Source organism: Cupriavidus agavae (assembly GCF_004217045.1).
Lineage (GTDB): Bacteria > Pseudomonadota > Gammaproteobacteria > Burkholderiales > Burkholderiaceae > Cupriavidus > Cupriavidus agavae.
This window is the reverse complement of the sequence record NZ_SGXM01000001.1, coordinates 2,110,124-2,136,283: the sequence shown is the minus strand read 5'-3', so window position 1 is coordinate 2,136,283 and position 26,160 is coordinate 2,110,124. Positions and strand designations below refer to the sequence as shown.

The 26,160-nt window shown below is 68.5% G+C and carries 20 protein-coding genes; 11 read left to right on the top strand and 9 right to left on the bottom strand.

Annotated elements, in window-relative coordinates; all coding sequences use genetic code 11:
* Positions 1 to 10 precede the first annotated feature (10 nt).
* A complete protein-coding gene (hemL, locus tag EV147_RS09705; RefSeq protein WP_130390862.1) occupies positions 11 to 1,303 on the bottom strand; it encodes a glutamate-1-semialdehyde 2,1-aminomutase in 1,293 nt (430 codons plus the stop codon).
* 249 nt (positions 1,304 to 1,552) lie between these two features.
* Between hemL and EV147_RS09700 the strand changes: the two genes are divergently transcribed.
* The 6 genes from EV147_RS09700 to EV147_RS09675 all read left to right on the top strand — a co-directional run bounded on the left by EV147_RS09700 (position 1,553) and on the right by EV147_RS09675 (position 11,822).
* Positions 1,553 to 1,723 carry a rubredoxin gene (locus EV147_RS09700; RefSeq protein WP_008644874.1) on the top strand — a complete coding sequence of 57 codons (171 nt, stop codon included), beginning with the start codon at positions 1,553 to 1,555 and terminating at the stop codon, positions 1,721 to 1,723.
* Positions 1,724 to 2,070: 347 nt separating this feature from the next.
* Positions 2,071 to 2,565 carry a response regulator gene (locus EV147_RS09695; protein ID WP_130390861.1) on the top strand — a complete coding sequence of 165 codons (495 nt, stop codon included), beginning with the start codon at positions 2,071 to 2,073 and terminating at the stop codon, positions 2,563 to 2,565.
* Positions 2,566 to 2,597: 32 nt separating this feature from the next.
* Positions 2,598 to 2,966 carry a response regulator gene (locus EV147_RS09690; RefSeq protein WP_130390860.1) on the top strand — a complete coding sequence of 123 codons (369 nt, stop codon included), beginning with the start codon at positions 2,598 to 2,600 and terminating at the stop codon, positions 2,964 to 2,966.
* Between the two features lie 80 nt (positions 2,967 to 3,046).
* A complete protein-coding gene (locus tag EV147_RS09685; RefSeq protein ID WP_130390859.1) occupies positions 3,047 to 3,592 on the top strand; it encodes a chemotaxis protein CheW in 546 nt (181 codons plus the stop codon).
* Between the two features lie 80 nt (positions 3,593 to 3,672).
* A complete protein-coding gene (locus EV147_RS09680; protein ID WP_130390858.1) occupies positions 3,673 to 5,853 on the top strand; it encodes a methyl-accepting chemotaxis protein in 2,181 nt (726 codons plus the stop codon).
* A gap of 38 nt (positions 5,854 to 5,891) precedes the next feature.
* Entirely contained in the window at positions 5,892 to 11,822 is a 5,931-nt protein-coding gene (locus tag EV147_RS09675) for a hybrid sensor histidine kinase/response regulator (protein ID WP_130390857.1), read from the top strand.
* 115 nt (positions 11,823 to 11,937) lie between these two features.
* On the opposite strand, the gene EV147_RS09670 is transcribed toward EV147_RS09675, so the two are convergent.
* The 4 genes from EV147_RS09670 to EV147_RS09655 all read right to left on the bottom strand — a co-directional run bounded on the left by EV147_RS09670 (position 11,938) and on the right by EV147_RS09655 (position 15,838).
* Positions 11,938 to 13,251, bottom strand: coding sequence for an MFS transporter (locus EV147_RS09670; RefSeq protein WP_130390856.1), 1,314 nt, complete (start codon positions 13,249 to 13,251; stop codon positions 11,938 to 11,940).
* A gap of 66 nt (positions 13,252 to 13,317) precedes the next feature.
* Entirely contained in the window at positions 13,318 to 14,079 is a 762-nt protein-coding gene (locus EV147_RS09665; protein ID WP_130390855.1) for an SDR family oxidoreductase, read from the bottom strand.
* Between the two features lie 93 nt (positions 14,080 to 14,172).
* Positions 14,173 to 14,409, bottom strand: coding sequence for a hypothetical protein (locus EV147_RS09660; protein ID WP_130390854.1), 237 nt, complete (start codon positions 14,407 to 14,409; stop codon positions 14,173 to 14,175).
* On the bottom strand, positions 14,402 to 15,838 hold the full coding sequence (locus tag EV147_RS09655; RefSeq protein ID WP_130390853.1) for an aldehyde dehydrogenase family protein: 1,437 nt from the start codon (positions 15,836 to 15,838) through the stop codon (positions 14,402 to 14,404). The genes EV147_RS09660 and EV147_RS09655 overlap by 8 nt, the downstream gene beginning before the upstream one ends.
* A 186-nt stretch (positions 15,839 to 16,024) precedes the next feature.
* Here EV147_RS09655 and ppa point away from each other — a divergent pair, with 186 nt between their 5' ends.
* Positions 16,025 to 16,552, top strand: a complete 528-nt coding sequence (ppa, locus tag EV147_RS09650; RefSeq protein WP_130390852.1) for an inorganic diphosphatase — start codon at positions 16,025 to 16,027, stop codon at positions 16,550 to 16,552.
* 128 nt (positions 16,553 to 16,680) lie between these two features.
* Positions 16,681 to 17,277 carry a cytochrome b gene (locus tag EV147_RS09645; protein ID WP_130390851.1) on the top strand — a complete coding sequence of 199 codons (597 nt, stop codon included), beginning with the start codon at positions 16,681 to 16,683 and terminating at the stop codon, positions 17,275 to 17,277.
* Here EV147_RS09645 and EV147_RS09640 read toward each other — a convergent pair.
* The gene (locus tag EV147_RS09640; protein ID WP_130390850.1) at positions 17,274 to 18,461 is read right to left on the bottom strand and encodes a GNAT family N-acetyltransferase; all 1,188 of its coding nucleotides are present in this window, start codon (positions 18,459 to 18,461) and stop codon (positions 17,274 to 17,276) included. The two genes, EV147_RS09645 and EV147_RS09640, sit on opposite strands and share 4 nt — an antisense overlap.
* Before the next feature lie 175 nt (positions 18,462 to 18,636).
* Here EV147_RS09640 and EV147_RS09635 point away from each other — a divergent pair, with 175 nt between their 5' ends.
* A complete protein-coding gene (locus EV147_RS09635; protein WP_130390849.1) occupies positions 18,637 to 20,700 on the top strand; it encodes an NAD(+) synthase in 2,064 nt (687 codons plus the stop codon).
* Positions 20,701 to 20,803: 103 nt separating this feature from the next.
* A complete protein-coding gene (gene glnK / locus EV147_RS09630) occupies positions 20,804 to 21,142 on the top strand; it encodes a P-II family nitrogen regulator (RefSeq protein WP_006162803.1) in 339 nt (112 codons plus the stop codon).
* 71 nt (positions 21,143 to 21,213) lie between these two features.
* Here the strand turns inward: glnK and EV147_RS09625 are convergent, their stop codons facing one another.
* From EV147_RS09625 to trxB, 3 genes are all read right to left on the bottom strand, one after another.
* Entirely contained in the window at positions 21,214 to 21,855 is a 642-nt protein-coding gene (locus EV147_RS09625; RefSeq protein WP_130390848.1) for a trimeric intracellular cation channel family protein, read from the bottom strand.
* 4 nt (positions 21,856 to 21,859) lie between these two features.
* Complete coding sequence (locus EV147_RS09620; protein ID WP_130390847.1) at positions 21,860 to 22,525, bottom strand: Smr/MutS family protein; 666 nt, start codon at positions 22,523 to 22,525, stop codon at positions 21,860 to 21,862.
* Positions 22,526 to 22,664: 139 nt separating this feature from the next.
* Positions 22,665 to 23,618 (bottom strand): thioredoxin-disulfide reductase, encoded by a 954-nt coding sequence (trxB, locus tag EV147_RS09615; protein WP_130390846.1) that lies wholly within the window; start codon positions 23,616 to 23,618, stop codon positions 22,665 to 22,667.
* Positions 23,619 to 23,799: 181 nt separating this feature from the next.
* On the opposite strand from trxB, the gene EV147_RS09610 reads away from it, so the two are divergent.
* A complete protein-coding gene (locus EV147_RS09610; RefSeq protein ID WP_130390845.1) occupies positions 23,800 to 26,133 on the top strand; it encodes a DNA translocase FtsK in 2,334 nt (777 codons plus the stop codon).
* Positions 26,134 to 26,160 lie beyond the last annotated feature (27 nt).

Genomic DNA, 26,160 nt, shown 5'->3' with positions numbered 1-26,160 from the left:
GTTGGAGCCTTCAACCCGCCGCGAACGCCTTCTTCGCTGCCTCGATCGTCGTGGCGATGATCGCGTCGTCATGCTTGGCCGAGACGAAGCCGGCCTCGAACGCCGACGGTGCCAGGTAGACGCCCTCGTTGAGCATCGCGTGGAAGAAGCGGTTGAAGCGGCCCACGTCGGCCTTGGTGACCTCGGCGAAGCTGGCCGGCACGTCATTGGTGAAGTACAGGCCGAACATGCCGCCGATGGCGTCGGCCGAGAACGGCACGCCGGCGGCGCGGGCGGCGGCGGTCAGTCCGTCGGTCAGCTTGCGGGTCTGGGCGGCCAGTCGATCGTAGAAGCCCGGTGCCTGGATCAGTTTCAGGGTGGCCAGGCCGGCGGCCACGGCCAGCGGGTTGCCGGACAGCGTGCCGGCCTGGTACACGCCGCCCAGCGGCGCCAGCTTGGCCATGATGTCGCGCCGGCCGCCGAAGGCCGCCGCCGGCATGCCGCCGCCGATCACCTTGCCCAGGCAGGTCATGTCGGGCGTGATGCCGTAGTGGGCCTGCGCGCCGCCCAGCGCCACGCGGAAGCCGGTCATCACCTCGTCGAAGATCAGCACGGCGCCGTGCTCGCTGCACAGGTTGCGCATGGCCTGCTGGAAGGCATCGCTGGCACGCACCAGGTTCATGTTGCCGGCCACGGGCTCCACGATCACCGCGGCAATCTCGCCCTTGTGGCGCGCGAACGCCTCTTCGAGCTGGGCGACATTGTTGTATTCGAGCACCATCGTGTGGCGCGTCACATCGGCGGGCACGCCGGCCGAGGACGGGGCGTTCTGGGTAGTGTCGGCAAACGTCAGCAGGCCCGAGCCGGCCTTGACCAGCAGGCTGTCGGCGTGGCCGTGGTAGCAGCCCTCGAACTTGATGATCAGGTCGCGGCCCGTGAAGCCGCGCGCCAGCCGCAGCGCGCTCATGGTGGCCTCGGTGCCCGACGACACCAGCCGCACCTGCTCGATCGACGGCACGAGCTTGCAGATTTCCTCGGCCATCACGATCTCGGCCTCGGTCGGGGCGCCGAACGAGAAGCTCTGGCTGGCCGTCTCCTGCACGGCGCGCACCACGTCGGGGTGGGCGTGGCCGACGATCATCGGCCCCCAGGAGCCGATGTAGTCGATGTACTGCTGGCCATCGGCGTCCCACATGTACGCGCCCTCGGCCCGGGTGATGAAGCGCGGCGTGCCGCCCACCGAGCGGAAGGCGCGCACGGGCGAGTTGACGCCGCCGGGAATGGTCTGCTGGGCACGGTCGAAGAGCTGCTGGTTACGGGTCATGGGAATCGGGGTCAGGAAAATTCAGGAAAGACGGGCGTCCGGCCGGGGGCAGGGGCGCGCGGGGCGGGGCCGGCTGCCAAAAACGCGGCAATCCGGGCCAAAAGGGTGCCGTTCGGGCGGCATCTCCACGCTAAAGTGCGCGAACGCGGCGATATCGGGCCGGGCACCCCCGTCCATGGGTGGCGTCATCGGCGCTGATTGGGTACCATCATGCGCTGGATTTTAATGGAGAGTGGCGAGAGCCTGCATATGGAATACAAGACTTGGATGTGCCTGATCTGCGGCTGGATTTACGACGAGGCCGCCGGCGCACCGGAAGACGGCATCGCCCCGGGCACCAAATGGGAAGACGTGCCCATCAACTGGACCTGCCCGGAATGCGGTGCCCGCAAGGAAGATTTCGAGATGGTAGCCATCTGAGGCAGCCGTCCTGAAGGTCCGTTCGTCGCGCCAAAGCGACAGAACGGCAGGTGGCGCCGGGCGGTCCGGAGAGTCCGGATTGACGGCCCCATCACGAGTTGTCACACTCTGCGGCAAAACTGAGCGTCGGTCCGGCCACTTGGGCCAGGCGGCGTTCGCAGCAAAAGAACATGCAGTCCAGGCAGCGCGTTCGGGTACGCGCCGCCACCGGCAGGATAGCCGGGCTTTTTTGATTGGGAAAACGAAAATCGGGGGCCGCCGGCGCGCCATCAGCGTCTGCCGTGCGGAAGTTCTCAAGTGAATGCCGACGCCTGTTGCAGTTTCAGGCAGTTGGTCGCGGGAACAACATGCGGGTCAATCCTACTGAATCAGACACGTCAGTCGATGGGGTCGAGGGCGGCGGCATGGCCGGCGCCGGGGGCTCCGGCGCGCCGCGCAAGGCCGCCGCGAAGGTGCTCGTGATCGACGACTCCAGCACCATCCGCCGCACGGCGGAGATCTTCCTGACGCAGGCGGGCTTCCAGGTCATGCTGGCCGAGGATGGCTTCGAGGCGCTCGCCAAGGTTGGCGACCTGCGCCCCGATGTCATTTTCTGCGACATCCTCATGCCGCGGCTCGACGGCTACCAGACCTGCTCCCTCATCAAGAAAAGCCCGCGCTTCCACGCCATCCCCGTGATCATGCTGTCGTCCCGCGACGGCGTGTTCGACCGCTCGCGCGGCCGGCTCGTCGGCGCGCACAACCATCTGGCCAAGCCGTTCTCCCGCGAAGCCCTGCTGCAGGCGGTACAGACCTGCCTGGGCGGCTGCGCGGCCGAGACGGGCACGGCCGTGGCGGCATGACCGATGCCGCCGCAAGCATCCAGGAACCAACAATGACCATCAGCAAAATCCTTATCGTCGACGATTCGCCCACCGAGGCGCTGTTCATGTCCGACCTGCTCGGCAAGAAGGGCTTCAAGGTCTCGGTGGCCGGCAACAGCGACCAGGCCATGGCGCGCCTGGAATCCGAAGCCTTCGACCTGATCCTGATGGACGTGGTCATGCCGGGCCAGAACGGCTACCAGGCCACGCGCGCCATCAAGCGCGACGACCGCTTCAAGGACATCCCCGTGATCATGTGCACGAGCAAGGGGCTGGAAACCGACCGCATCTGGGGCATGCGCCAGGGCGCGTCCGACTACATCGTCAAGCCGGTGGACAGCGAGGAGCTGTTCACGAAGATCGCCGCGCTGACGCACTGAGCGTCCGGAGTCCCCCGGGGCTCCCCGCCGGCATCGCCTCACCCCTCCGCCTTACGACCCGCTCCACCCGGTACCCCGATATGAACGCGCCGCGCCAGGATGTCAGAGCCCGCCAGACCCGTCTGCACGACTACCAGGCCATGCTGGCCCGGCGCCTGCGCGAGGCGCGCAGCCTGCCCGCCGTGGACAGCTACCTCGGCGTGCTGGTGGGCCAGCGCCACTGGCTGCTGCCGCTGGCCGAGACCGGCGAGGTGATCGAGATGCGCGCGCCGGCGCCGGTGCCGCTGACCCAGCCGTGGTATCGCGGGCTGGTCAACGCACGCGGCAACCTGCTGGGCGTGATCGATTTCGGCCTGTTCTGCGGCGAAGGTGCCACGCCGGTGCAGCCGGGCAGCAAGATCGTGGTGCTGTCGCGGCACGTGGAGCGCGCCTGCGGCATCGTCGCCACGCGCGTGGTGGGCCTGCGCCATGCCGTGGACCTGACCCCGGCGGCCGGAGCCGAGCCGGGCGGCGCCTGGCAGGGCGCGCCGTTCACCGACCGCGACGGGCGCGGCTGGCAGGTGCTCGACATCGGCCGCCTGCTGGACGCGCCGGCCTTCCTGCAGGCGGGCCGCGACGCGGCCTGAGCGGGCGGCGCACGGCTGCAACGACCAAAACATCGCAGTACAGACAAGTACAGACCGAGATCACACGAAAAAGGGTTGCTATGGGTATCAAGAAGATCAGCCTGGGTCGCCGTACCGCCACCGCGGGCGCCGCTGCCGAAGCCACCGCGCCGCGCGCGTCGGTGTTCGCCCGGGGCGGCCCGGCGCAGAGCCCGGCCGCGCGGATGTCGGGCTGGCTGGCCGGCATGCCGTTCGCCTCGCAGCAGCGCGCGCTGACGGCGGGCGTGGTGGTGTCGCTGCTGGCGCTGCTGGCCTCGGTCTACCTCGATAACCGGCAGGCCACCAACGGCACGGCGCAGATCGAAATCACCGGCAACATGCTGATGCACTCGCAGCGCCTGGGCAAGGCGGTGCCGGTGGCGCTGCTTGGCAATGCGCAGGCGTTCACGCAGCTGCGCCAGTCCAAGGAGCAACTGACGGCCGACCTGCTGGCGCTGCAGAGCGGCAGCGACGAGAAGCACGTGCGCGCCACCGCCGGCGACGCCGTGCCGCTGCTCGACAAGGCCATGGCGTCGTGGAAGCGCTCCGAGAAGAGCGCCGCCGACGTGCTGGCCCAGCAGCCCATCCTGACCACCATCGGCCAGACGCTGCAGATCTTCAACGCCTCGAACCCCGAACTGCTCGAAGCCGCTGAACAGGTGGCCGCCATCAAGCTGCAGGCCGGCTCGAACACGCGCGAGGTGGCCGCGTCCGCGCAGCTTGTGATGCTGACGCAGCGCCTGGGCAAGAACCTGAACGAGTTCCTGTCCGGCGAAGGCGTGAACCCGGAAACGGCGTTCCTGCTCGGCAAGGACACCAACACGTTCCGCGAGACGCTGGACGGCCTGACCAACGGCTCCGAGGCGCTGCGGCTCTCACCGGCCAACGATGCCGAGACGCGCGCCTACCTGACGCAACTCTCGCAGCGCTTCGAGGCGGTGCAGAAGACCACCCAGACCATCCTGCAGAACCTGCCGGGCCTGATCGCCGCCAAGCGCGCCCAGCAGCAGATCTTCAATGACAACGAGGCCCTGCGCGGCGAACTCTCGCAACTGCAGACCACCTACGCCGATAACGCGCGCTTCCGCCCGTGGACGCTCGGCGCGATGGTGATCTCGGCCGCGGCCACGCTGCTGTGCCTGGCCGGTCTGGCCGCGCTGTACCTGCGCGATTCGCGCGTCCGGGCGCTCGAAGCCGAGGCGCGCGAGCGCGAGGCCGAAGCGCGCCGCCTGGACGAAAAGCGTAACAACGACGCCACCCAGAAGGCCATTCTGCAACTGATGAACGAGCTGCAGGACATCGCCGACGGCGACCTGACGCGGCAGGCCACGGTGACCGAGGACATTACCGGCGCCATCGCCGACTCGGTGAACTACACGGTGGAAGAACTGAAGGAACTGGTGGGCCGCGTGCAGCAGACCGCCGGGGAGGTGCAGAACGCGTCCTCGCAGGTGCAGGAGACGTCCGTCCAGCTGGCGGCGACCACCGAGGAACAGTCGCGCCAGATCCGCCAGACCGGCGAGTCGGTCGTGGAAATGGCGGACCGCATCACGCAGGTATCGCGCGGCGCGGCCGAGTCGGCCAATGTGGCGCGTGCGTCTCTTGCGGCTGCCGAGCAGGGCCAGTCGGCCGTGCAGAATGCGATTGCCGGCATGAACGGCATCCGCGAGCAGATCCAGGAGACGTCCAAGCGCATCAAGCGGCTGGGCGAATCGTCGCAGGAGATCGGTGAAATCGTCGAGCTGATCTCGGACATTACCGAGCAGACCAACGTGCTGGCACTGAACGCCGCCATCCAGGCCGCGTCCGCCGGCGAGGCGGGCCGGGGCTTCTCTGTGGTGGCCGAAGAAGTGCAGCGCCTGGCCGAACGCTCGGGCGAGGCCACCAAGCAGATCGGCGCGCTGATCCGCACGATCCAGACCGATACCCAGGACGCCGTGCACGCGATGGAGCAGAGCACGGCGGGCGTGGTCGAAGGGGCGCGCCTCTCGGACAACGCCGGTGCCGCACTGGTCGAGATCGGCCGGGTGTCGCGCCAGCTGGCCGAGCTGATCGAGCAGATCTCGCAGACCACATCGCACGAGGCCGGGCTGGCGACCAACGTGGCCCACCACATCGAAGGCATCCTGCAGGTCACGGCCCAGACCACGGCCGGTACGCGCCAGACCGCCACCTCGGTGCGCCAGCTGACGGCGCTGACCGAGGAACTGCGTAACTCGGTATCGCGATTCAAGATCGCCTGAGGCCTGCCCGTAAAAGTACGGGCACACCGGAACTGGTCATGTCCTTGCATTCCACAGCCATCAGCGACGCGGCCGAGCCGGCCGCGTTGCAACCGCCCGCCGGGCCGGGCCACGAGACCGTGGCCCCGGCAGCCCCGGCAACCCTGCCCGCCGCACCGGCGCGCGATCTCTCCGTGCTGGCCTGGCTCGCGCCGAGCCTGCGCACCGCGCTGGACGATGCAGCGGCCGAACTGGGCCACTACGTCGACGAAATCCGCCAGACGCCCGAGGCGCTGGGTGCACGCGACACCACATCGCTGCGCCTGGCCGGGCAGCAGTTGCACCAGGCCGCCGGCGCGGTGCATATCGTGGGCCTGCGCGGCGTGGATGCCTATTGCCAGGCGCTGCGCCGGCTGCTGGAGGCGATCGACGCTGGCACCGTGGCCGCCGATGCCGCCACGCTGGCCGTGTTCCGCACGGGCGTGCAGGCACTGGCCGAGTACGTGGACGACCTGATGGCCGGCGATGCGGAAGACCCGCTGCGCCTGTTCCAGCCCTTCGCGGCCGCGCTGGCGCTGATGAAGGAAGAGCGCGTGCATCCGGCCGACCTGTGGATCGAGGAACTGCAGATGCTGCCCGGCATTGTGCTGCCCACGCGTTCGGCGTCGGCGGTCACGCGGGCGCGCCAGCGTTTCGAGGCCGCGCTGCTCAAGGCGCTGCGCCTGCCCACGCCGTGCCCCGAGGCCGCGCTGCTGCGCGAAGCCTGGCTGCCGCTGCAGGCGGCGCTCGACGAGGTACGCAACCACGAGCAGGACGCCCGCCGCACCACCGACAACCCCGACCGAGGCATCTGGCACGCGCTGGCGCTGGTGTGCCGCGCGCTGGCCCACGGGCTGCTGCCGTCCGACCTGCTGGCCAAGCGCTTCGCCGCCCGTGCCCACCTGCTGGTGCGCCAGTACCTGCAGGGGCAGGTGCGCGTGCCGCAGGCGCTGCTCAACGACGCCGTATTCTTCCTGGTCAGCACCGGCCAGACCCCCGACGGCGACCCCGCCACCACGCCGCCCGGCGTGCAGGCCACCATCGAGGTACTGCGCGCCGATATCGCGCGCTCGCTGCAGGCGTTCCGCATCGATGCCGCCCATGCCGTGGCGCGCGCCGACCACCGCCAGCGTTACTACGGCTGGCTCGATCCGATCGATACCCGCAACCTGCAGCATGCGGCCACCGCCATCGGGCGCGCGGCCGGCGACGACCAGTCCGGCTGGGAGCTGGCACTGGCGTCGCTGGCCGAGGCCGCGCTGCCGCTGGCCCAGCCGGCGCTGCAGCAGGCCCTGAGCGCCGCCGCTGCCTACGCGGGCCAGCGTCCGGCTGGCGACGCGCTGGGCCGGGCCGGCGTGGCGCTGTTCCTGTCGCGCGCGCTGGCCATGCCGTGGCGTGTGCACGGCAAATCGGGCCATCCCACCGCGAAGACCTTTGCCGAACAGTGCGACGTGCTGGCCGCGCGTCTGGCTGACCCGGCCGCCGCCGCCCCGGACTGGCTTGCCGACATGGTGCAGGCCGCCGGCGCCCAGGCACAGCGGGCCGAGGCCCTGACGCAGCTGCGCGCCCAGCTCGACAGCGGCGAATCGTGGCTCGATACCTATGACCGCAACGCGGCGCGTCCGGATGCCGGCAGCGCCCTCGACGAGGCTGCGCAGGCGTTTGGCGCGTTGCTGGCCACGCTCGAACGGTTGCACGGCGGCGCCGCGCTGCCCGAGGGCCTCGACGCCCCGGCCGACGCCGCGCTGGCGGCGGTGCGCGCGGTGCTGGAACGGCTCGGCGTGCTGCGCCAGACCGAACACGAAGCGGCCCGCATCGACCAGCTTTCCGACATCGCCGCCGAACTGGGCGCGGTGCACGCGTTTGCCGACCTGCTCGAATTCGGTCGCAAGCCCGGCGCCGACGATCCCGACGATCCGCTGGCCTGGGATGCCGCCGAGCGCGAGCCGCTGCCGCAAGGCACGCTGGCGGCGGCGCGCGGCGCGGCCATGGACGCGATCCGCGTGGCCGCCACGGCCGATTCGCCCGAGATCCAGCGGCTGCGCGCCGCGCTGCAGACCGTGGCCGACCAGGCCGCCATCGACGACAACGCCACGCTGCGCCGCCAGGCCAGCGAGGCCGCCACGCAACTGAACGCGTGGCTGGCCGGCAGCGATTCGGCCGCCGAGCGGCTGGTGGTGGCGCTGGCCGACCCGATGCCCGCCGCCGCGCCGTCCGCCCCGCAGCCCGCGCCGGCCCCGCTGCCGGCCGACGCGGCGGCGATCGACGCCGAACTGCTCGACATCTTCCTGTCCGAAGCCGACGAGGTGCTCGGCAATATCGACACCGACCTGGCCGCTGGCGTCGAGGTGCTGGCCGATGCCGACGTGCTGAGCCGCCTGCGCCGCGCCTTCCACACGCTCAAGGGTTCGAGCCGCATGGTGGGCCTGAACCGCTACGGCGAGGCCGCCTGGGCCGTGGAACAGGTCATGAACCTGTGGATCGCCGAGGCGCGCGCACCGCAACCCGCGCTGCTGGCACTGCTGCGCCAGGCACAGGACCTGCTGCGCGAATGGGCGCTGGCGCTGCGCGACGACCCGTTGACGCTGCGCGATACCGCCGCGCTGCTGGGCGCCGCCCAGGCCGTGCGCGAGCCGGGCGAGGGCGGGGCGCCGGCCCCGGTGGAGGCAGCGGAAGGGGTCGAGGCCCCCGGGGCCCCCGAGGCCGATCCGCTCGATGCACTGCTGGCCGAAGCCGCCGCACTGCCGCAGCCGCAGCCCACCCCCGACACCGACACCGACATCGACACCGATAGCAACGTGCTGCCGTTCCGCCTCGGCGGCGCGCTGGTGGACGAGGACGATCACTACAAGGTCATCGGCCCGGTCCGCATCGGGCTGGCGCTCTACAACGTGTACCTGCACGAGGCTGACGACCTGCTGCGGCAGTTCGCCACCGACCTCTCCGAGTGGAAGCACGAGAACCACCCGTGCCCGAGCGAACTGGCGCTGCGCGTGGCGCACACGCTGCAGGGCAGCGCGTCGACCGTGGGCCTGACCCCGGTGCGCGACATCGCCGAGGCGCTGGAACAACTGCTGTTGCTGCTGGGCCGCCATCCGGTGGTCATGCATCCGGCCGATTTCCGCCTGCTCGACCAGGCCGTGGACCGGCTGCGCGCGATGCTGCACCAGTTTGCCGCTGGCATCTGGCCCGACGCCGAGCCGGCGCTGTGCCGGGAACTGTACGAATTCGGCGAGCGGGCGCTGGTGCGTCCGCGTGCGGTGGTGCCGCCGGGCCAGTCGGCCGGGCAGGAAGGCTCCGTTGCGCAACTGTTCGGCGGCCAGCCGCTGCCCGAGATCGGGAACCAGGCGCCCGTGGCTGAACTGCCGGCGGTCAAGCTGACGCCGATCACCTCGCTGCCACCGGTGGTGGTGCCGGTGACGTCGGTGACGTCGGTGACGCCGATCCACGACGCGGTCGTGATCTCGATGCCGGCGCCGCGCCACGATTCGATCGCCGTGGCCCACGTCTCGGCTGCTTCGCCGGACACGCCGCCCGACGCTGCCGATGCCGCCCTGGCTGACATCGCCGCGCTCGACCCGGCGCTCGTCGACATCTTCCTCGAAGAAGCGCAGGGCGCCTTGCCGGACCTCGGCAAGCTGGTCCGCACCTGGGAAGCCGCGCCGGCCGAGACCCAGCACGGCGGCCTGATCCTGCGCGGCCTGCACACGCTCAAGGGCAGCGCGCGGATGGCCGGCGCGATGGCGCTGGGCCAGGCCGCCCACGAAATGGAGACGCTGCTCGAAGCCAGCGTGCGCGGCCAGCGCGTGACGCCGGACCTGTTCGGCAAGCTCTACGCCTGGTACGACCGCATCCTGGCGCATGGGGAGGCGCTGCAGGCCGGCAAGCTGCTGCCCGTGGACGATGCCGACGTCATCAACGGCCTCGTGGCCGCCCCGGCGCAGGCATCCGGCCCGGCGCAGGCCGTGGTGCCGGTGCAGGCGTCGCTGCCGGTCGCGCCCGTCACGCCCGCCGCGCTGCCGACCGACGCCGAGCGCCAGCGCGCGCTGGTGCGCGTGCAGGCCCGCACGCTCGACACGCTGATCAACGACGCCGGTGAAGTGGGCGCCACGCGTGCCCGCCTCGACAGCGAACTGCTGGCGCTGCGCAGCTACCTTGGCGAACTGAACGACAACGTCGCGCGTCTGCGCATGCAGCTGCGCGAGATCGAAATCCAGGCCGAGACGCAGATGGCGTCGCGTATCGCCGACGCCCAGCAGAACCAGGAGTTCGATCCGCTCGAATTCGACCGCTTCACGCGGTTCCAGGAGCTGACGCGGATGATGGCCGAGTCGGTCAACGACGTGGCAACCGTGGAGCAGAACCTGCAGCGCGGCTTCGACCGCGCCTCGGGCGACCTCGCCGCGCAGGCCCGGCTGACCCGTGGCCTGCAGCGCGGCCTGATGCAGGCGCGCATGGTGCAGTTTGACGCACTTGCCGAGCGGCTGTATCGCGTGGCGCGCCAGGCGGCCACCGAGACCGGCAAGGAAGTGCGGCTGCTGATCAAGGGCGGCACCGTGGAAATCGACCGCTCGGTGCTGGATCGCATGGCCGGCCCGATCGAACACCTGATCCGCAATGCCGTGGTGCACGGCATCGAGCCGGCCGAGACGCGCCGCGCCGTGGGCAAGTCGGCCACGGGCGCGCTGACGCTGGAAGTGCAGCAGGAAGGCAACGAGGTGGTGCTGACGTTCTTCGACGACGGCGGCGGACTGGACCTGGGCCGGATCCGCGAGCGCGCGGTGGCGCGCCAGCTGCTGGCTGCCGACGAGGACGCCAGCGAGGCGCGCCTGACAGAAATGATCTTCGCGCCGGGCTTCTCGACGGCTGACACGGTATCGGAACTGGCCGGCCGGGGCGTGGGCATGGACGTGGTGCGCGCGGAAACCGTGGCGCTCGGCGGCCGCATCACGCTCTCGACCGAGCCGGGGCGCGGCACCAGCTTCACGGTGCACCTGCCGCTGACCACGGCGATCACGCAGGTGCTGCTGGTGTCGCTGGGCGGCCGGCTGTACGCGATTCCGAGCGGCATGATCGACCAGGTTCACCAGTTGCGCGAGAAGCCGCTGGTGGAAGCCTACAACGCGGGCCGCTTCGCGGCGGGCGGCGTGGAAGCGCCGTTCTTCTACTTCGGCGCGCTGCTGGAGGAAGTGGCGGCGATGGCCTCGGGCCGCAAGTATTCGCCGGTGGTGGTGGTGCGCTCGGGCGCCGAGCGCGTGGCCGTGCACGTGGACGACGTGATCGGCAACCGCGAAGTGGTGGTCAAGCACATCGGCCCGCATCTGGCGCGACTGGAAGGCATTGCCGGGGCCACCACGCTCGGCGATGGCGAAATCGTGCTGATCTACAACCCGGTAGTGCTGGCCCAGCGCTGGACCCGCGAGCGCGGCGAGGTGGCCCCGGCGGTGCCGCTGCAACTGGCGGCGCCGGCCCAGATGGGTGCGGTGGCCGAGTTCATCGACGCCGGCGCGGCCGTGCCGGTGGCCGGCCTGCTGACCCAGCCGACGGTGATGGTGGTGGACGACTCGCTGACCGTGCGCAAGGCCAGCCAGCGCCTGCTGACGCGCGCCGGCTACAAGGTGGTGCTGGCCCGCGACGGCGTGGACGCGCTGCGGCAACTGCAGGAAGTCATGCCCGACGCGATGCTGGTGGATATCGAAATGCCGAACATGGACGGCTTCGACCTGACCCGCAACGTGCGCGCCGACAGCAACACGACCCATATGCCGATCGTCATGATCACGTCGCGCACGGCCGAGAAACACCGCCGCTACGCGGCCGAGATCGGCGTCAACGTGTACCTGGGCAAGCCGTTCAACGAGGACGAGCTGCTGCGGACGCTGCAGCAACTGATCGGCGAGAAATCAGCCGGTACGGCGGGGTCCGTGGCGCAGATGCTGGGCGAGGGGTGAGACGTTTGAGCAAGAAATGTAGTGTTTTCTTGCTCAAACGGATCAACTTGTTGATCTGACGGTTGGCTCCCCTCTCCCATTGCATGGGAGAGGGGAGCAAAACCACATCGTAATTCTACGAATTCTTCCGGTTCACCATCCCCGCCGGCACTGACAGCGTCAGCGCCGCGCCCACCACCAGGCACACCGCCAGCAGGTACATGCCCGAGTCCGTGCTCTTGGTCAGGTCCTTGAGCCAACCCACGGCGTACGGGCTGATGAATCCCGCCAGGTTGCCCAGTGAATTGATCAGCGCGATGCCTGCCGCCGCGCCGGTGCCGGCCAGGAAGGCCGTGGGCAGGCTCCAGAACAGCGGCAGCGTGGTCAGGATGCCGATCGTGGCCAGCGTCAGCGCCACCATGGCCAGCATGGTGTCGCCATGCCATTGCACCGACAGCACCAGCCCCACGGCGCCCAGCAGGGCGGGCAGGGCGATATGCCAGCGGCGCTCGCCGTGGCTGTCGGCGCTGTAGGCCACCAGGATCATGCCGACCACGGCACAGCCGTACGGAATCGCCGTCAGCAGCCCCACGTCGAGCGCGCCCTTGACGCCGGTCTGCTTGATGATCGTCGGCAGCCAGAAGCTCACGCCGTACAGCCCCATGACAAAGCTGAAATAAATCGCGCTCATCAGCCAGACGCGCGGGCTCGACAGCACCGAGCGGATCGGCGGGTCTTCCTTGTGCTGGTCTTCGGCGGCGATGTTGCGTTCGAGCAGCGCCTTTTCATCGTCGTTCAGCCATTTTGCGTGGGCGATACGGTCGTCGAGCCGCACCAGCACCCAGATGCCGACCAGCACCGACGGAATGCCCTCGATCAGGAACATCCACTGCCAGCCGGACCAGCCGTTGTGGCCGTCGAAGTTCTGCATGATCCAGCCCGACAGCGGCCCGCCAATCACGCCCGACAGCGCGATGGCCGTCATGAAGAACGTGGTGGTGCGCCCGCGCCGGTTGGCCGGATACCAGTAGGTCAGGTACAGGATGATGCCGGGGAAGAAGCCCGCCTCGGCGATGCCGAGCAGGAAGCGCAGCACGTAGAACATGGTGGGCGTGGTGACGAACATCATCGCCGCCGAGATCAGGCCCCAGGTGATCATGATCCGGGCGATCCAGATGCGGGCGCCCACCTTGTGCAGGATCACGTTGCTCGGCACCTCGAACAGGAAGTAGCCGATGAAGAAGATGCCCGCGCCCAGGCCGTAGACCGTCTCGCTGAACTGCAGGTCGTTGAGCATCTGCAGCTTGGCGAAGCCCACGTTGACGCGGTCCAGGTAGGCCACCACGTAGCAGAGCAGCAGGAAGGGAACCAGGCGCCAGCTCACCTTGCGGTAGGTGGCGTCGGCGAAGGCGGCGTCATGCGCACCGGCGTTGACGGCGGTGGAAGTCATGGGTGTCTCCTGTGTCAGGAATTATGTTGTTTTATTTGGGGTGGAATAAAACGCCGGCCGGACGGCTCACACGCACCGTCCGCCGTCCACCTCGATGCAGGTGCCGGTGATGAAGTTGGCTTCGTCCGAAGCCAGGTACAGGCAGGCGTTGGCCACGTCCTGCGGGGTGGACATGCGCCCCAGCGGGATCGTTGCCAGGAACTTCGCGCGGTTCTCGGGGGTGTCGGGCACGCCCATGAACTGTTCGAGCAGGCCGGTCGCGCCGATTACAGGATTGACGCAATTGACGCGAATGTTGTCAGGACCGAGTTCGGCAGCCATGGCCTTGCTGGCCACGATCACGGCGCCCTTGCTGCCGTTGTACCAGACCAGCCCCGGGCGCGGCCGGATGCCGGCCGTGGACGCCACGTTGACGAAGTTGCCGCCGCCGTGCTGCCGGAAGTGTGGAATGAAGTGGTGCGCCGACCAGTAGATGCTCTTGACGTTGACCGCGTAGACGCGGTCGAACTCGTCCTCGGTCACGTCGAGGATCGGCTTGTTGCGATGGGTGGTGCCCGCGTTGTTGACCACGCAGTGCACGCGGCCGAATGCGTCGATGGTGGCGTCGCGCATCGCGGCCACGTCGTCGCCCCGGGCCACGTCGGCGCGCACCGCACGCGCCTGGCCGCCGGCGTCGCGGATGGCGCCCGCCACACGCTCCGCCGCGTCGAGGTTCAGGTCGGCCACCATCACGCTGGCGCCTTCGCGCGCAAACGTGTGGGCGATGCCTTCGCCGAATCCCGAGCCGCCGCCCGTCACTACCGCTACCTTGCCAGCCAGCCTGGTCATTGCCTGTCTCCTGTCATGGTGAAGCCCGGCGCGGTCTGTCGTGGATTGCCGCACTGCGGGCGGAACAACTTGGACGAATTGCTATGTCGGAGCCTAGAACGGTCCCTTGTTACGCAGTGCGTTGCCAACCATCATGACGGCCAGCAGGAACGGCAGCGCCACGTAGAGGCACCAGTGGACGCGGTCGCCCACGGTTTCGCCCCACTTGCGCTTGAAGACCTGCAGGCGGGGCATGCCGGACGGATTCGTGGCGCGCTTGTTGCGGACGTGCCAGCCCATCCAGAAAAAGAAGATGGCGAACGCGACCGACAGGAAATTGATGTTACCCATGTTGAATGGCGATGGTTTTCAGAGTGGTGAATCCGTACAGGGCCTCGAAGCCCTTTTCACGGCCGTAGCCCGAGTGGCCGGTGCCGCCGAACGGCAGCTCGACGCCGCCGCCGGCGCCATAGTTGTTGATGAAGACCTGCCCCGCGCGCAGCTTGCGCGCCAGGCGCATCTGCCGCGCGCCGTCGCGCGTCCAGACGCCGGCCACCAGCCCGTAGGCGGTGCCGTTGGCCAGGCGGATGGCCTCGTCCTCGGTGTCGAACGGCATCGCGGCCAGCAGCGGGCCGAACACTTCCTCCTGGGCCAGCCGGTGCGTCGGCGGCACGTCGCGGAACAGCATCGGCACCTGGTAGTAGCCGGATTCGGGCGCCTCGCCCACGATCTGGCCCTGCGCCATCACCGAGATGCCGGCGTGCTGGGCGTCGGACACGAAATCCCAGACGCGCTGCTGCTGCTTGCGGCTGATCAGCGGGCCGCATTCCAGGTCCAGTTCCGAGGGGCCGACACGCAGCGATTCGAACACGCCCGAGAGCCGGTCCAGCAGCGCCTCGTAGACCGGGCGCTCCACCAGCAGGCGGCTGCCGGCCGAGCAGGTCTGGCCGGCGTTCTGCACGATGCCGTTGATGACCACGGGCAGCAGCGCGTCCAGATCGGCATCGGCGAACACGATCTGGGGCGACTTGCCGCCCAGTTCGAGCGTCACCGGGACGTGGTTTTCCGAGGCCAGCTGCGACACCAGCCTGCCGGTCTGGGGCGAGCCGGTAAAGGAAATATGGTTGATGCCCGGATGGCGGGCCAGCGCGGCGCCGGCCTCGTGGCCATAGCCGGTCACGATGTTCAGCGCGCCTTCGGGCAGGCCCGCCTCGGCGGCCAGTTCGGCCACGCGCAGGATCGACAGGCAGGCGTCCTCGGCCGGCTTGACCACGCAGGCGTTGCCGGTGGCCAGCGCCGCCCCGACGCTGCGCCCGAAGATCTGCAGCGGGTAGTTCCACGGGATGATGTGGCCCGTCACGCCGTGCGGCTCGCGCACGGTCAGCACGGTGTAGCCGGACTGGTAGGGGATGGTCTGGCCGTGCAGCTTGTCGGCGGCGCCGGCGTAGAACTCGAAGTAGCGGGCCACGGCGCGGGCGTCCGCGCGGGCCTGGCGCAGCGGCTTGCCGGTGTCGCGCGCTTCCAGCGCGGCCAGTTCGTCCTCGTGCTCGATCAGGCTGACCGTCAGGCGGTTCAGCAGGCGCACGCGGTCGGCCGGGTTCATCGTGCCCCAGGCGCCCTCGGCGGCCTGGCGGGCGGCGTGCACGGCCACGCTGACGTCGGTGGCGTTGCCACGGGCGATCTCGGCGAAGGGCTGGCCGCTGGACGGATCGAATACCTTGATGCGCAGGCCCGAATCGGGCGCGATCAGGCGGTTGGCGACGAAATGCTGGGCATGCATGCAGGTCTCCACGGCTCCGGTTATGGAGCACATGCTGAATTTCGGGAATGCCGCATTATCTCGCACCGCGCCGCCGGCGCAAGGCTCGGGCCGGCGGCGGCCCCGGACACGCTTTGTCAGCGTACGGTCAGGGCTGACCCGCTATAATGCCGCCCATCCCATTCCACAGGTATTCGGAGAACTCGCATGAGCTTCAATCTCGTCTCCCCGGGCAAGGACCTGCCCAACGATTTCAACGTCATCATCGAGATCTCGGCGCAGAGCGACCCGGTCAAGTACGAGGCCGACAAGGAAACCGGCCTGCTGTTCGTGGACCGCTTCATCGGCACGGGCATGCGCTACCCGGCCAACTACGGCTTCATCCCGCAGACGCTGTCGGGCGACGGCGACCCCGTGGACGTGCTGGTGCTGACGCCGTTCCCGATCCTGGCCGGTGCCGTGGTGCGCTGCCGTGCACTGGGCATGCTGAAGATGACCGACGAGTCCGGCGTGGACGCCAAGCTCGTGGCCGTGCCGGTGGACAAGCTGTCGCCGGCCACGGCGTATATGAAGGGCCTGTCGGACGTGCCGCAGAACACGCTGGACCAGATCAAGCACTTCTTTGAGCACTACAAGGCACTCGAAGCAGGCAAGTGGGTCAAGGTGGACGGCTGGGCCGGCATCGAGGAAGCCCACAAGGAAATCACCGACGGCGTGGCCAACTTCAAGAAGTAAGCCACTTCGCCGCGCAAGAAGCCCCGCTCCGGCGGGGTTTTTTGTTGGGCGCGCCTGATCCGCGACAACGCGGGGCGGGTGCCGCCGGCGGTAGGCTTGCCGACTTCCCACACCACAGCAGCAACCCGATGTCTTCTCCGCAGCCCTCCACGGACGTCCGGCTCACCGCGCCGACCGTCGCCCCGTTTCCCGACTACGAACGCTATGACGCGCTCGCCATCGCGCTGCACTGGCTGATGTTCATGCTGGTGGCGATGGCCTATGCCACCATCGAACTGCGCGACTTCTTCGACAAGGGCACCGTGGCGCGCATGTTCCTGATGGACCTGCACAAATGGGCCGGCGCGCTGATACTGGCGCTGGTGGTGCCGCGCCTGCTGTGGCGCCTGGTGCGCGGCGGGCCCGCGCCAGAGCCGGGGCCGCAATGGGGCCACCGGCTGGCCGGCCTGATGCATGGCGCCCTCTACGTGTACCTGATCGCCCAGCCGCTGCTGGGCCTGGTGATGATGAACGCCGCGGGCCGGCTGCTGGTGCTGCCCTACGTGGGAATCGAGGTGCCAGCCATCGTCCCGCCCAGCCCGGCGCTCAACGACGCCACCGGCGACCTCCACGAGGCGCTCGGCCAGGCGTTCTACCTGATCATTGGCCTGCACGCCATGGCGGCGCTGTTCCGGCACTACATGCTTGGCGACAATACGATGCGCCGGATGGGGCACCGGCGCTAGCCGGCCCGCGCGAACGGATTGCGCTCGTTTAGTTCGTCGAGGTAGCTGTCGATCCCCTCGCGCTCGCGCACCAGGAAACGCTCCACGGCATCGGCGAATGACGGGTGGGCCAGCCAGTGCGCCGAGCGCGTGGCCACGGGCAGGAAGCCGCGCGCCATCTTGTGCTCGCCCTGCGCGCCGCCTTCGAACGTGGCGATGCCCTCGGCGATGCAGAATTCCAGCGGCTGGTAGTAGGCCGTCTCGAAGTGCAGGCACGGGTGGTGCTCCAGCGCGCCCCAGTAGCGGCCGTAGAGCGTGCTCACGGCCGGGTCGGCGTCGTAGACCAGCAGCGAACTGGCGATGTCGTGGCCGTCGCGGCTGGCAATCACCAGCAGCAGGTTGCCGGGCATCGCCGCGCCGATCCGTCGGAAAAAGTCCAGATTCAGGTACGGCGTGGAGTGATGCTCGCGGTAGGTCTGCCGGTAGCAGCGGTTGAAGAACTTCCACGCGTCATCGTCGATCTGCGCGCCGCGCAGGTGGCGGAACGTGATGCCGGCCTCGGCCACGTGGCGCCGCTCGGCGCGGATGTTCTTGCGCTTTTTCTGCGAGAGCGTGGCCAGGAAGGCGTCGAAGCTGGCGTAGCCGGGGTTGGTCCAGTGGAACTGCACGCCGTGGCGCATCATCATGCCGGCGCCGGCCATCAGGTCGGCCTCGCCCGGCGACGGAAACAGGATGTGCAGCGACGAGAGCCCGCTTTCCTCGGCCAGCGTCAGCGCGAACTGCAGCAGCACGCGGCGTGCGGCATCGTCTTCGGCCAGCAGGCGGGCGCCCTGCACGGGCGTGAACGGAATGGCCGACAGCAGCTTGGGGTAGTAGCCAATGCCGTGCTGGCGGTAGGCGTCGGCCCAGGCCCAGTCGAACACATACTCGCCGTACGAGTGGGACTTGGCGTAGAGCGGCATGGCGGCGGCCAGCCGGTCCTGGCCCGGGGCCTTGCCGTCGATCACCCAGATCGCCAGGAAGCGGGGCGACCAGCCGCTGTCGTCGCTGGCACTGCCGCTGGCATGCAGCGCGTGCAGGAAGGCATGGCGCAGGAACGGCGTGGGCTCGGGCTGGGCGGCGAGCAGGGTGTCCCAGTCGGCGGCATCGATCTCGGCAAGGTCCGACACGATCTCCGTGCGGTAAGCGGGGCGCGGTTCGGTCATCGGGACGTGGTCATGGCAGCGAAGGGCTGGCCGAGTCTACCGGAATCCAATATGTGCTGCAGCCGTTGTCAGCGTGACGCGGACGCCGTCTGGCCGCCCGGCATCGTAGAATGCCTGCATCGCTCCCGCGCCACGCCGTCCGGACTTTCGTGGCACTTTCGCCAGGCACACTGACATGACGCACCCGTTCCACAACCTCTATTCCCACGGCTTTGCGCGCGTGGCCGTTGGCGTGCCCGAGTGCCGCGTGGCCGATCCCGCCTTCAACGCCGAGCAGACCATCACGCTGGCGCGCCAGGCCGCCGCGGGCGGCGCCGTGCTGGTGGCCTTCCCGGAACTGGGCCTGCCGGCCTATACCTGCGACGACCTGTTCCACCAGCGCGCGCTGCTGCGCGAGTGCGAACTGGCGCTGCAGGCCATCGTCGAGGCGTCGGTGGATATTCGCGCGGCCATCGTGGTCGGCATGCCGGTGCTGGTGGAGCACCAGTTGTTCAACTGCGGCGTGGTGGTCAACAACGGCGCGGTGCAGGGCGTGGTGCCCAAGACGTTCCTGCCCAACTACTGGGAATACTACGAGGCGCGCCAGTTCAGCCCGGCCGACGCCGCGGCCGTCGACACGATCTCGCTGCTGGGCGCCGAAGTGCCGTTCGGCCCGAACCTGCTGTTCGATATCGAGAACATCCCGTTTTTCCGCTTCCATGTGGAGATCTGCGAGGACGTCTGGGTGCCGATTCCGCCGTCGTCGTTCGCGGCGCTGGCCGGCGCCACGGTGCTGGTGAACCTGTCGGCCTCGAACATCGTGGTCGGCAAGTCGGGCTACCGGCACCAGCTGGTGTCGCAGCAGTCGGCCCGCTGCATGGCTGCCTATATGTATACGTCGGCTGGCAAGGGCGAGTCGACTACCGATCTGGCCTGGGACGGCCAGGCGCTGATCTGCGAGAACGGCGAACTGCTGGCCGAGTCCGAGCGCTTTGCCGACACCTCCCACGTGGTCTTTGCCGATGTGGACCTGGAGCGCCTGTCGCGCGAGCGCATGCACCAGACCTCGTTCGGCCAGTCGGTACGGCGCCATCTCGGCGAGGTGGAGCAGTTCGACGTGGTGGCCTTCCGCGTGGATGTGCCCACGGAGCGCCCGCTGGCGCTGGAACGCCGCCTCGAACGCTTCCCGTACGTGCCGGCGGACCCGCGCCGCCGCGACGAGCGCTGCATGGAGGTCTACAACATCCAGGTGCAGGCGCTGGTGCAGCGGCTGTCGCAGAGCAGGATTTCCAGGGTGGTGATCGGCGTGTCCGGCGGGCTCGACTCCACCCACGCGTTGCTGGTCTGCGCCAAGGCCATGGACCGCCTGGGACTGCCGCGCGCCAACATCCTGGCCTATACGATGCCGGGCTTCGCCACGAGCGACCGCACGCTCAGGCAGGCCCGGGAACTGATGGAGGTGGTGGGCTGCACGGCCCGCGAAATCGACATCCGCCCCAGCTGCATGGCGATGCTCAAGGACCTCGACCACCCCTATTCGCGTGGCGAGCCGGTCTTCGACGTCACGTTCGAGAACGTGCAGGCCGGCGAGCGCACCAATCACCTGTTCCGGCTGGCCAACCACAACGGCGCCATCGTGATCGGCACGGGCGACCTCAGCGAACTGGCGCTGGGCTGGTGTACCTATGGCGTGGGCGACCATATGTCCCATTACAACGTCAACGCCAGCGTGCCCAAGACGCTGATCAGCCACCTGGTGCGCTGGGTAGCCGATACCGGCCAGGTACTCGACACGGGCAAGGACGTGCTGATGGCCGTGCTCGACACCGATATCAGCCCCGAACTGGTGCCGAGCGGCGCGGCCGGCGGCGGCCAGGACAAGGCGCCGGAGCAGAAGACCGAACAGATCATCGGGCCGTACGAACTGCAGGATTTCAACCTCTACTACACGCTGCGCTACGGCTATGCGCCGTCCAAGGTGGCATTCCTGGCGCTGCACGCCTGGGGCGACGTGGAACGGGGCATGTGGCCCAACGGTCCCGAAGTGACGCGCAACAGCTACCAACTCCCGGAAATCAAGCGCATCCTCGGGATTTTCGTCGATCGTTTCTTCCGCACCAGCCAGTTCAAGCGCTCGTGCGTGCCGAACGCGCCCAAGGTGGGGTCCGGCGGCTCGCTGTCGCCGCGCGGCGACTGGCGCGCGCCCAGCGATGGCGAATCGGCGGTCTGGATGCGCGACCTGGCCCGGATTCCGGACTGATTGGCATGGGGTTTGCTGACAATGTGGGTATGCCCGCAGTCCCCGTGTGGTGTTTCGGGCTAGAATCTGTCATCTTCCGACATCAGAGACACAGAGGCCAGCCATGAAGCAGATTACCGCCATCATCAAACCGTTCAAGCTCGACGAAGTGCGCGAGGCGCTGGCAGATGTGGGTGTGACGGGCCTGACGGTGACCGAGGTGAAGGGCTTCGGCCGCCAGAAGGGCCATACCGAGCTGTATCGCGGCGCCGAGTACGTGGTGGACTTCCTGCCGAAGATCAAGATCGAGGTGGTGGTCGCCGAAAACCAGCTGGACACCGTGCTCGACGCCATCGTCAAGGCCGCCCACACGGGCAAGATCGGCGACGGCAAGATCTTCGTCACCGAAATCGAGCGCGTGATCCGCATCCGCACCGGCGAGCAGGACGAAGCGGCAGTCTGAGGCGTCGTCAGCGCCAGGAAAAAAACCGGCCTCTGGGCCGGTTTTTTGTTGTCCTGGTCTTCGCGTCGCCGCTAACTCGGCAGCTTCCACTTCAGTTGCACCGACACCAGCCGCATCCCGATGGTCACCAGCGCGCCGGTCAGCAGCGCCACCTCCTGCCCGGTGCGCATCCACGTCAGCCCCACGTAGACCCAGCACCCGAAGAACGAGCACGTGGCGTAGGGCGAGCGGTCGCGCAGGATCATCGGGACCTCGTTGCAGAGGATGTCGCGCAGCACGCCGCCGAACACGGCCGAGATGATGCCCATCATGACGGCCACGGTCGGCGTCATCTGGGCCACCAGCGCCAGCGAGGTGCCGGTGACCGAGAACAGGCCCAGCCCGATGGCGTCGGCCACCAGCATGGTGCGGTCCGAGGCCACGGTGTTGACCACCCGGAAGACGATGGCGGCACCGATCGACATGGCGAAGATCAACAGCACGTAGTATTCGTGCTCGACCCAGTAGAACGGCCGGCGGTCCAGCAGCACGTCGCGCACGGTGCCGCCGCCGAACGCCGTGGCAAAGGCGACGATGAAGGTGCCCACGGCATCCATCTTCTGCTTGCGGGCGTCCACCACCCCCGACACGGCAAAGGCGAGCACGCCGATCACCTCCATCACGTGGAGGATCAGTGGCAACCGGCCCATCAGCAGATCGAACGGCAGGTGCATGGCGTCAGGGCTTGGGCTGGCGCAGCAGCACCATCAGCGCGCCGGCGCCGCCCTGCGATTCGCGGGCCTGCACGAAGGCGATCACTTCCTCCTTCTGCACGAGCCAGCTGCGGACCTTGCCCTTGAGCACCGGCAGCTTGTCTGGCGAGCCGATGCCCTTGCCGTGGATCACGCGCACGCAGCGCACGCCGTTACGCACCGAGCGGCGCAGGAAAGTGGCCAGCGCCTCGCGGGCCTCGTCGCTGCGCAGGCCGTGCAGGTCCACCTTGTCCTGCGGCACCCACTCGCCCCGGCGCAGCTTCTTGATGACGTCCTCGCCGATGCCGGGACGCCGGAACGACATCGTCTCGTCGATATCGAGCAGGTTCTCCACATCGAATTCGTCAGACAGCGATGCTTCCAGCACGGCCTTGTCGTTGAGCCGGGACTGGACGGGGATGGGTGCCGGCGCCTGGCGCGGGGCCTGCACGCGGTTGCGGTCGCGCAGCGTGCTGACGGTGCCGACATTGGCCCGGAAGACGTTGGCTTCTTCCTCGGCGCGGCGGGCGGCGGCTTCGGCGGCCACGCGCTCGGCCTCGCGGCGTTCGGCGTCGGCTTTCAGGTTGTCACGCAGCGCGGCCAGGTCGTTCAGGCCGAACCGCTTGGGAGGAGTCTTGGCGCCGTGTGACATAGCAAAAATCTCAAAAGGCTTGGCGTCGATTATAAGGAAATCGGGGACGGCCGCGGCAAGGCGGGCGTCCCCGATCGGTCCTGCCCCGGCGCCTGCGGCGGCCGGGTTGGTGTCCGCTTACTTTCGGCTGGCTGTCTGCTTACTTCAGCGCCTCGACATAGCGCTGCGCATCGAGCGCGGCCATGCAGCCCGTGCCGGCGCTGGTGATGGCCTGGCGGTACACGTGGTCCTGCACGTCGCCGGCAGCGAACACGCCCGGGATGTTCGTGGCGGTGGCGTCGCCCGACAGGCCGCTCTTGGTCACGATGTAGCCGTTGTTCATGTCCAGCTGGCCGGTGAAGAGGTCGGTGTTGGGCTTGTGGCCGATGGCCACGAACACGCCGGCCAGCTTCAGGTCTTCGGTCTGCGACGCGTCCCTGGTGCTGCGGATGCGCAGGCCGGTCACCCCCGAGTCATCGCCGAGCACTTCGTCCAGCGTATGGTCGTAGCGCAGCTCCACGCGGCCTTCCTTGACGCGCTGGAGCAGGCGGTCCACCAGGATCGGCTCGGCGCGGAACTTGTCGCGGCGGTGGATCACGGTGACCTTGCTGGCGATGTGCGACAGGTAGAGCGCTTCCTCGACCGCGGTATTGCCGCCGCCGATCACGGCCACTTCCTGGTTCTTGTAGAAGAAGCCGTCGCAGGTGGCGCAGGCGGAGACGCCGCGGCCCATGAAGCTCTCCTCGGACGGCAGGCCCAGGTACTGCGCCGAGGCGCCCGTGGCGATGATCAGCGCGTCGCAGGTGTACTCGCCCGAATCGCCGATCAGGCGGATCGGTTTTTCGGTCAGTTTGGCCGTGTGGATGTGATCGAAGATGATTTCGGTGTTGAAACGCTCGGCGTGCGCCAGGAAACGCTGCATCAAGTCCGGGCCCTGGACGCCGTTAGCATCGGCGGGCCAGTTTTCCACATCGGTGGTGGTCATCAGCTGGCCACCCTGGGCCAGGCCGGTGATCAGCACCGGGTTCAGGTTGGCGCGGGCTGCGTAGACGGCGGCGGTGTAGCCGGCCGGACCCGACCCGAGAATCAGCACTTTTGCGTGTTTTGCGGACATGATGCGTTCCTGTAGGCAGCAGATGCACCGGCACGGCGCTCGCGCCGGTATCATCGGAAACCGCCATTATAAGTGGCGCGGCGTTTGCCGACTGTTGCAAATTCCAATGGGTGCGATAGCGCCGGCCAAGGGTAAAATGGCCGCCATCGTCCACTCCGACCGATCGACTGACACCTGAGGCATGGCGCGCGCAACCACGACTACCCGGACCGACCCGTCGGCACTTCCCTCGCGTATCGGCAAGCTGCTGGGCGAGGTACGCTGGTTCCTGCTGCTTGCCGTGACTCTCGGCTTCGTCTGCGTGCTGGCGAGCTACAGCAAGGCCGATCCGGGCTGGTCGCATGCCAGCCAGGTGGCCGACATCCACAATCTGGGCGGCCGCGTGGGCGCCTGGGTGGCCGACGTGCTGTTCTTCATCTTCGGCTTCTCGGCCTACTGGTGGAGCGTGCTGCTGATGCGCCGCTGCTGGCGCGGCTGGCGCGTGCTGACCGCCGAACTGCCCGAGCGCCTGCCTGAGCCGCAGCAGCACGGCACCGCCGTGAGCTGGATCGGCTTCGCGCTGACGCTGGTGTCCAGCATGGGCCTCGAAGCCATCCGCATGTATCCGCTGCGCTCGGCGCTGCCGCGCGCCCCGGGTGGCGTGCTGGGCGACCTGCTCGGCGGCTGGCTGCAACTGGCGCTGGGTTTCTCGGGCGCCACGCTGCTGCTGCTGCTGATGTTTGCCATCGGCCTGTCGCTGTTCTTCCATTTCTCGTGGATCACCGTGGCCGAGCATGTCGGCGGCTTCGTCGAGACCGGCTTTGCGGGCTTCAAGGCCCGCCGCGAGAAGAAGCAGGACCGCATCATCGGTGCCGCCGCCAAGGTGGAGCGCACCGAGACCGTGGAAGTGCAGCGCGTGAAGCAGGAGGAAGCCGCGCCGGTGCAGATCGTGCGCCCGCAGGCGGTGCCCAAGCACGAGCGCGTGGAGCGCGAGAAGCAGCAGCCGCTGTTCGCCGATATCAGCGATTCTGACCTGCCGCCGCTGTCGCTGCTCGATCCGATTCCGACCCAGCAGGAGACCGTCAGCGCCGAGACGCTGGAGTACACGTCGCGCCTGATCGAGAAAAAGCTCAAGGACTTCGGCGTGGAGGTCAAGGTGGTGGCGGCCTATCCGGGTCCCGTCATCACCCGCTACGAAATCGAGCCGGCCACGGGCGTCAAGGGCAGCCAGGTGGTGAATCTGGCGCGCGACCTGGCGCGGAGCCTGTCGCTGGTGTCGATCCGCGTGGTCGAGACGATCCCCGGCAAGAACTACATGGGCCTGGAACTGCCGAATCCGAAGCGCCAGACCGTGCGCCTGTCGGAAATCCTCGGTTCCCAGGTCTACAACGAGAGCACGTCGAACCTGACCATGGCGCTCGGCAAGGACATCGCCGGCAAGCCGATGGTGGCCGATCTGGCCAAGATGCCGCATTGCATGGTGGCGGGCACCACGGGCTCGGGCAAGTCGGTCGGCATCAACGCGATGATCCTGTCGCTGCTCTACAAGGCCGGCGCCGATCAGGTGCGCCTGATCCTGATCGATCCGAAGATGCTGGAAATGAGCGTCTACGAGGGCATTCCGCACCTGCTGTGCCCGGTGGTCACCGACATGCGCCAGGCCGGCAACGCGCTGAACTGGGCCGTGGGCGAGATGGAGCGGCGCTACAAGCTCATGAGCAAGCTGGGCGTGCGCAACCTGGCCGGCTACAACAAGAAGATCGACGAGGCCGCCGCGAAGGAAGAGAAGATTCCGAACCCGTTCAGCCTCACGCCGGACGCGCCGGAGCCGCTCGACAAGCTGCCGACGATCGTGATCGTGATCGACGAACTGGCCGACCTGATGATGGTGGTCGGCAAGAAGGTCGAGGAACTGATTGCCCGGATCGCCCAGAAGGCGCGCGCCGCCGGACTGCACCTGGTGCTGGCCACGCAGCGTCCGTCGGTGGACGTGATCACGGGCCTGATCAAGGCCAACGTGCCGACGCGGATGGCATTCCAGGTCAGCAGCAAGATCGATTCGCGCACGATCCTGGACCAGCAGGGCGCCGAGGCGCTGCTGGGCATGGGCGACATGCTCTATCTGGCGCCGGGCACCGGCATGCCGGTACGCGTGCATGGCGCGTTCGTGTCGGACGATGAAGTGCACCGCGTGGTGGACAAGCTCAAGGAAGGCGGCGAGGCCAACTATATCGAGGGCATTCTCGAAGGCGGGCTGGTCGACGGCGACGGCGCGGGCGACAGCCTGGGCGGCGGCGCCGGCATCGGCAGCCCGGGCGGCGAGGTCGATCCGCTGTACGACCAGGCCGTGGAAGTGGTGGTCAAGAACCGCCGGGCGTCGATCTCGCTGGTGCAGCGCCACCTGCGCATCGGCTACAACCGCGCCGCGCGCCTGCTGGAGGACATGGAAAAGGCCGGACTGGTCTCGGCCATGTCGGGCAACGGCAACCGCGACATCCTGGTGCCGGCCGGCGCCAGCGCCGGCGGCGACGACTGACCGCCCCCTGGCCGGCCATGTGACGGG

Coding starts and splice junctions, on each gene's coding strand:
- EV147_RS09685 (WP_130390859.1), top strand. CDS start 3,047: ATGAACGCGCCGCGCCAGGATGTCAGAGCCCGCCAGACCCGTCTGCAC.
- EV147_RS09700 (WP_008644874.1), top strand. CDS start 1,553: ATGGAATACAAGACTTGGATGTGCCTGATCTGCGGCTGGATTTACGAC.
- glnK (WP_006162803.1), top strand. CDS start 20,804: ATGAAGCAGATTACCGCCATCATCAAACCGTTCAAGCTCGACGAAGTG.
- EV147_RS09645 (WP_130390851.1), top strand. CDS start 16,681: ATGTCTTCTCCGCAGCCCTCCACGGACGTCCGGCTCACCGCGCCGACC.
- EV147_RS09670 (WP_130390856.1), bottom strand. CDS start 13,251: ATGACTTCCACCGCCGTCAACGCCGGTGCGCATGACGCCGCCTTCGCC.
- EV147_RS09610 (WP_130390845.1), top strand. CDS start 23,800: ATGGCGCGCGCAACCACGACTACCCGGACCGACCCGTCGGCACTTCCC.
- EV147_RS09675 (WP_130390857.1), top strand. CDS start 5,892: ATGTCCTTGCATTCCACAGCCATCAGCGACGCGGCCGAGCCGGCCGCG.
- EV147_RS09665 (WP_130390855.1), bottom strand. CDS start 14,079: ATGACCAGGCTGGCTGGCAAGGTAGCGGTAGTGACGGGCGGCGGCTCG.
- EV147_RS09625 (WP_130390848.1), bottom strand. CDS start 21,855: ATGCACCTGCCGTTCGATCTGCTGATGGGCCGGTTGCCACTGATCCTC.
- EV147_RS09690 (WP_130390860.1), top strand. CDS start 2,598: ATGACCATCAGCAAAATCCTTATCGTCGACGATTCGCCCACCGAGGCG.
- EV147_RS09680 (WP_130390858.1), top strand. CDS start 3,673: ATGGGTATCAAGAAGATCAGCCTGGGTCGCCGTACCGCCACCGCGGGC.
- EV147_RS09655 (WP_130390853.1), bottom strand. CDS start 15,838: ATGCATGCCCAGCATTTCGTCGCCAACCGCCTGATCGCGCCCGATTCG.
- ppa (WP_130390852.1), top strand. CDS start 16,025: ATGAGCTTCAATCTCGTCTCCCCGGGCAAGGACCTGCCCAACGATTTC.
- EV147_RS09660 (WP_130390854.1), bottom strand. CDS start 14,409: ATGGGTAACATCAATTTCCTGTCGGTCGCGTTCGCCATCTTCTTTTTC.
- EV147_RS09620 (WP_130390847.1), bottom strand. CDS start 22,525: ATGTCACACGGCGCCAAGACTCCTCCCAAGCGGTTCGGCCTGAACGAC.
- hemL (WP_130390862.1), bottom strand. CDS start 1,303: ATGACCCGTAACCAGCAGCTCTTCGACCGTGCCCAGCAGACCATTCCC.
- trxB (WP_130390846.1), bottom strand. CDS start 23,618: ATGTCCGCAAAACACGCAAAAGTGCTGATTCTCGGGTCGGGTCCGGCC.
- EV147_RS09635 (WP_130390849.1), top strand. CDS start 18,637: ATGACGCACCCGTTCCACAACCTCTATTCCCACGGCTTTGCGCGCGTG.
- EV147_RS09695 (WP_130390861.1), top strand. CDS start 2,071: ATGCGGGTCAATCCTACTGAATCAGACACGTCAGTCGATGGGGTCGAG.
- EV147_RS09640 (WP_130390850.1), bottom strand. CDS start 18,461: ATGACCGAACCGCGCCCCGCTTACCGCACGGAGATCGTGTCGGACCTT.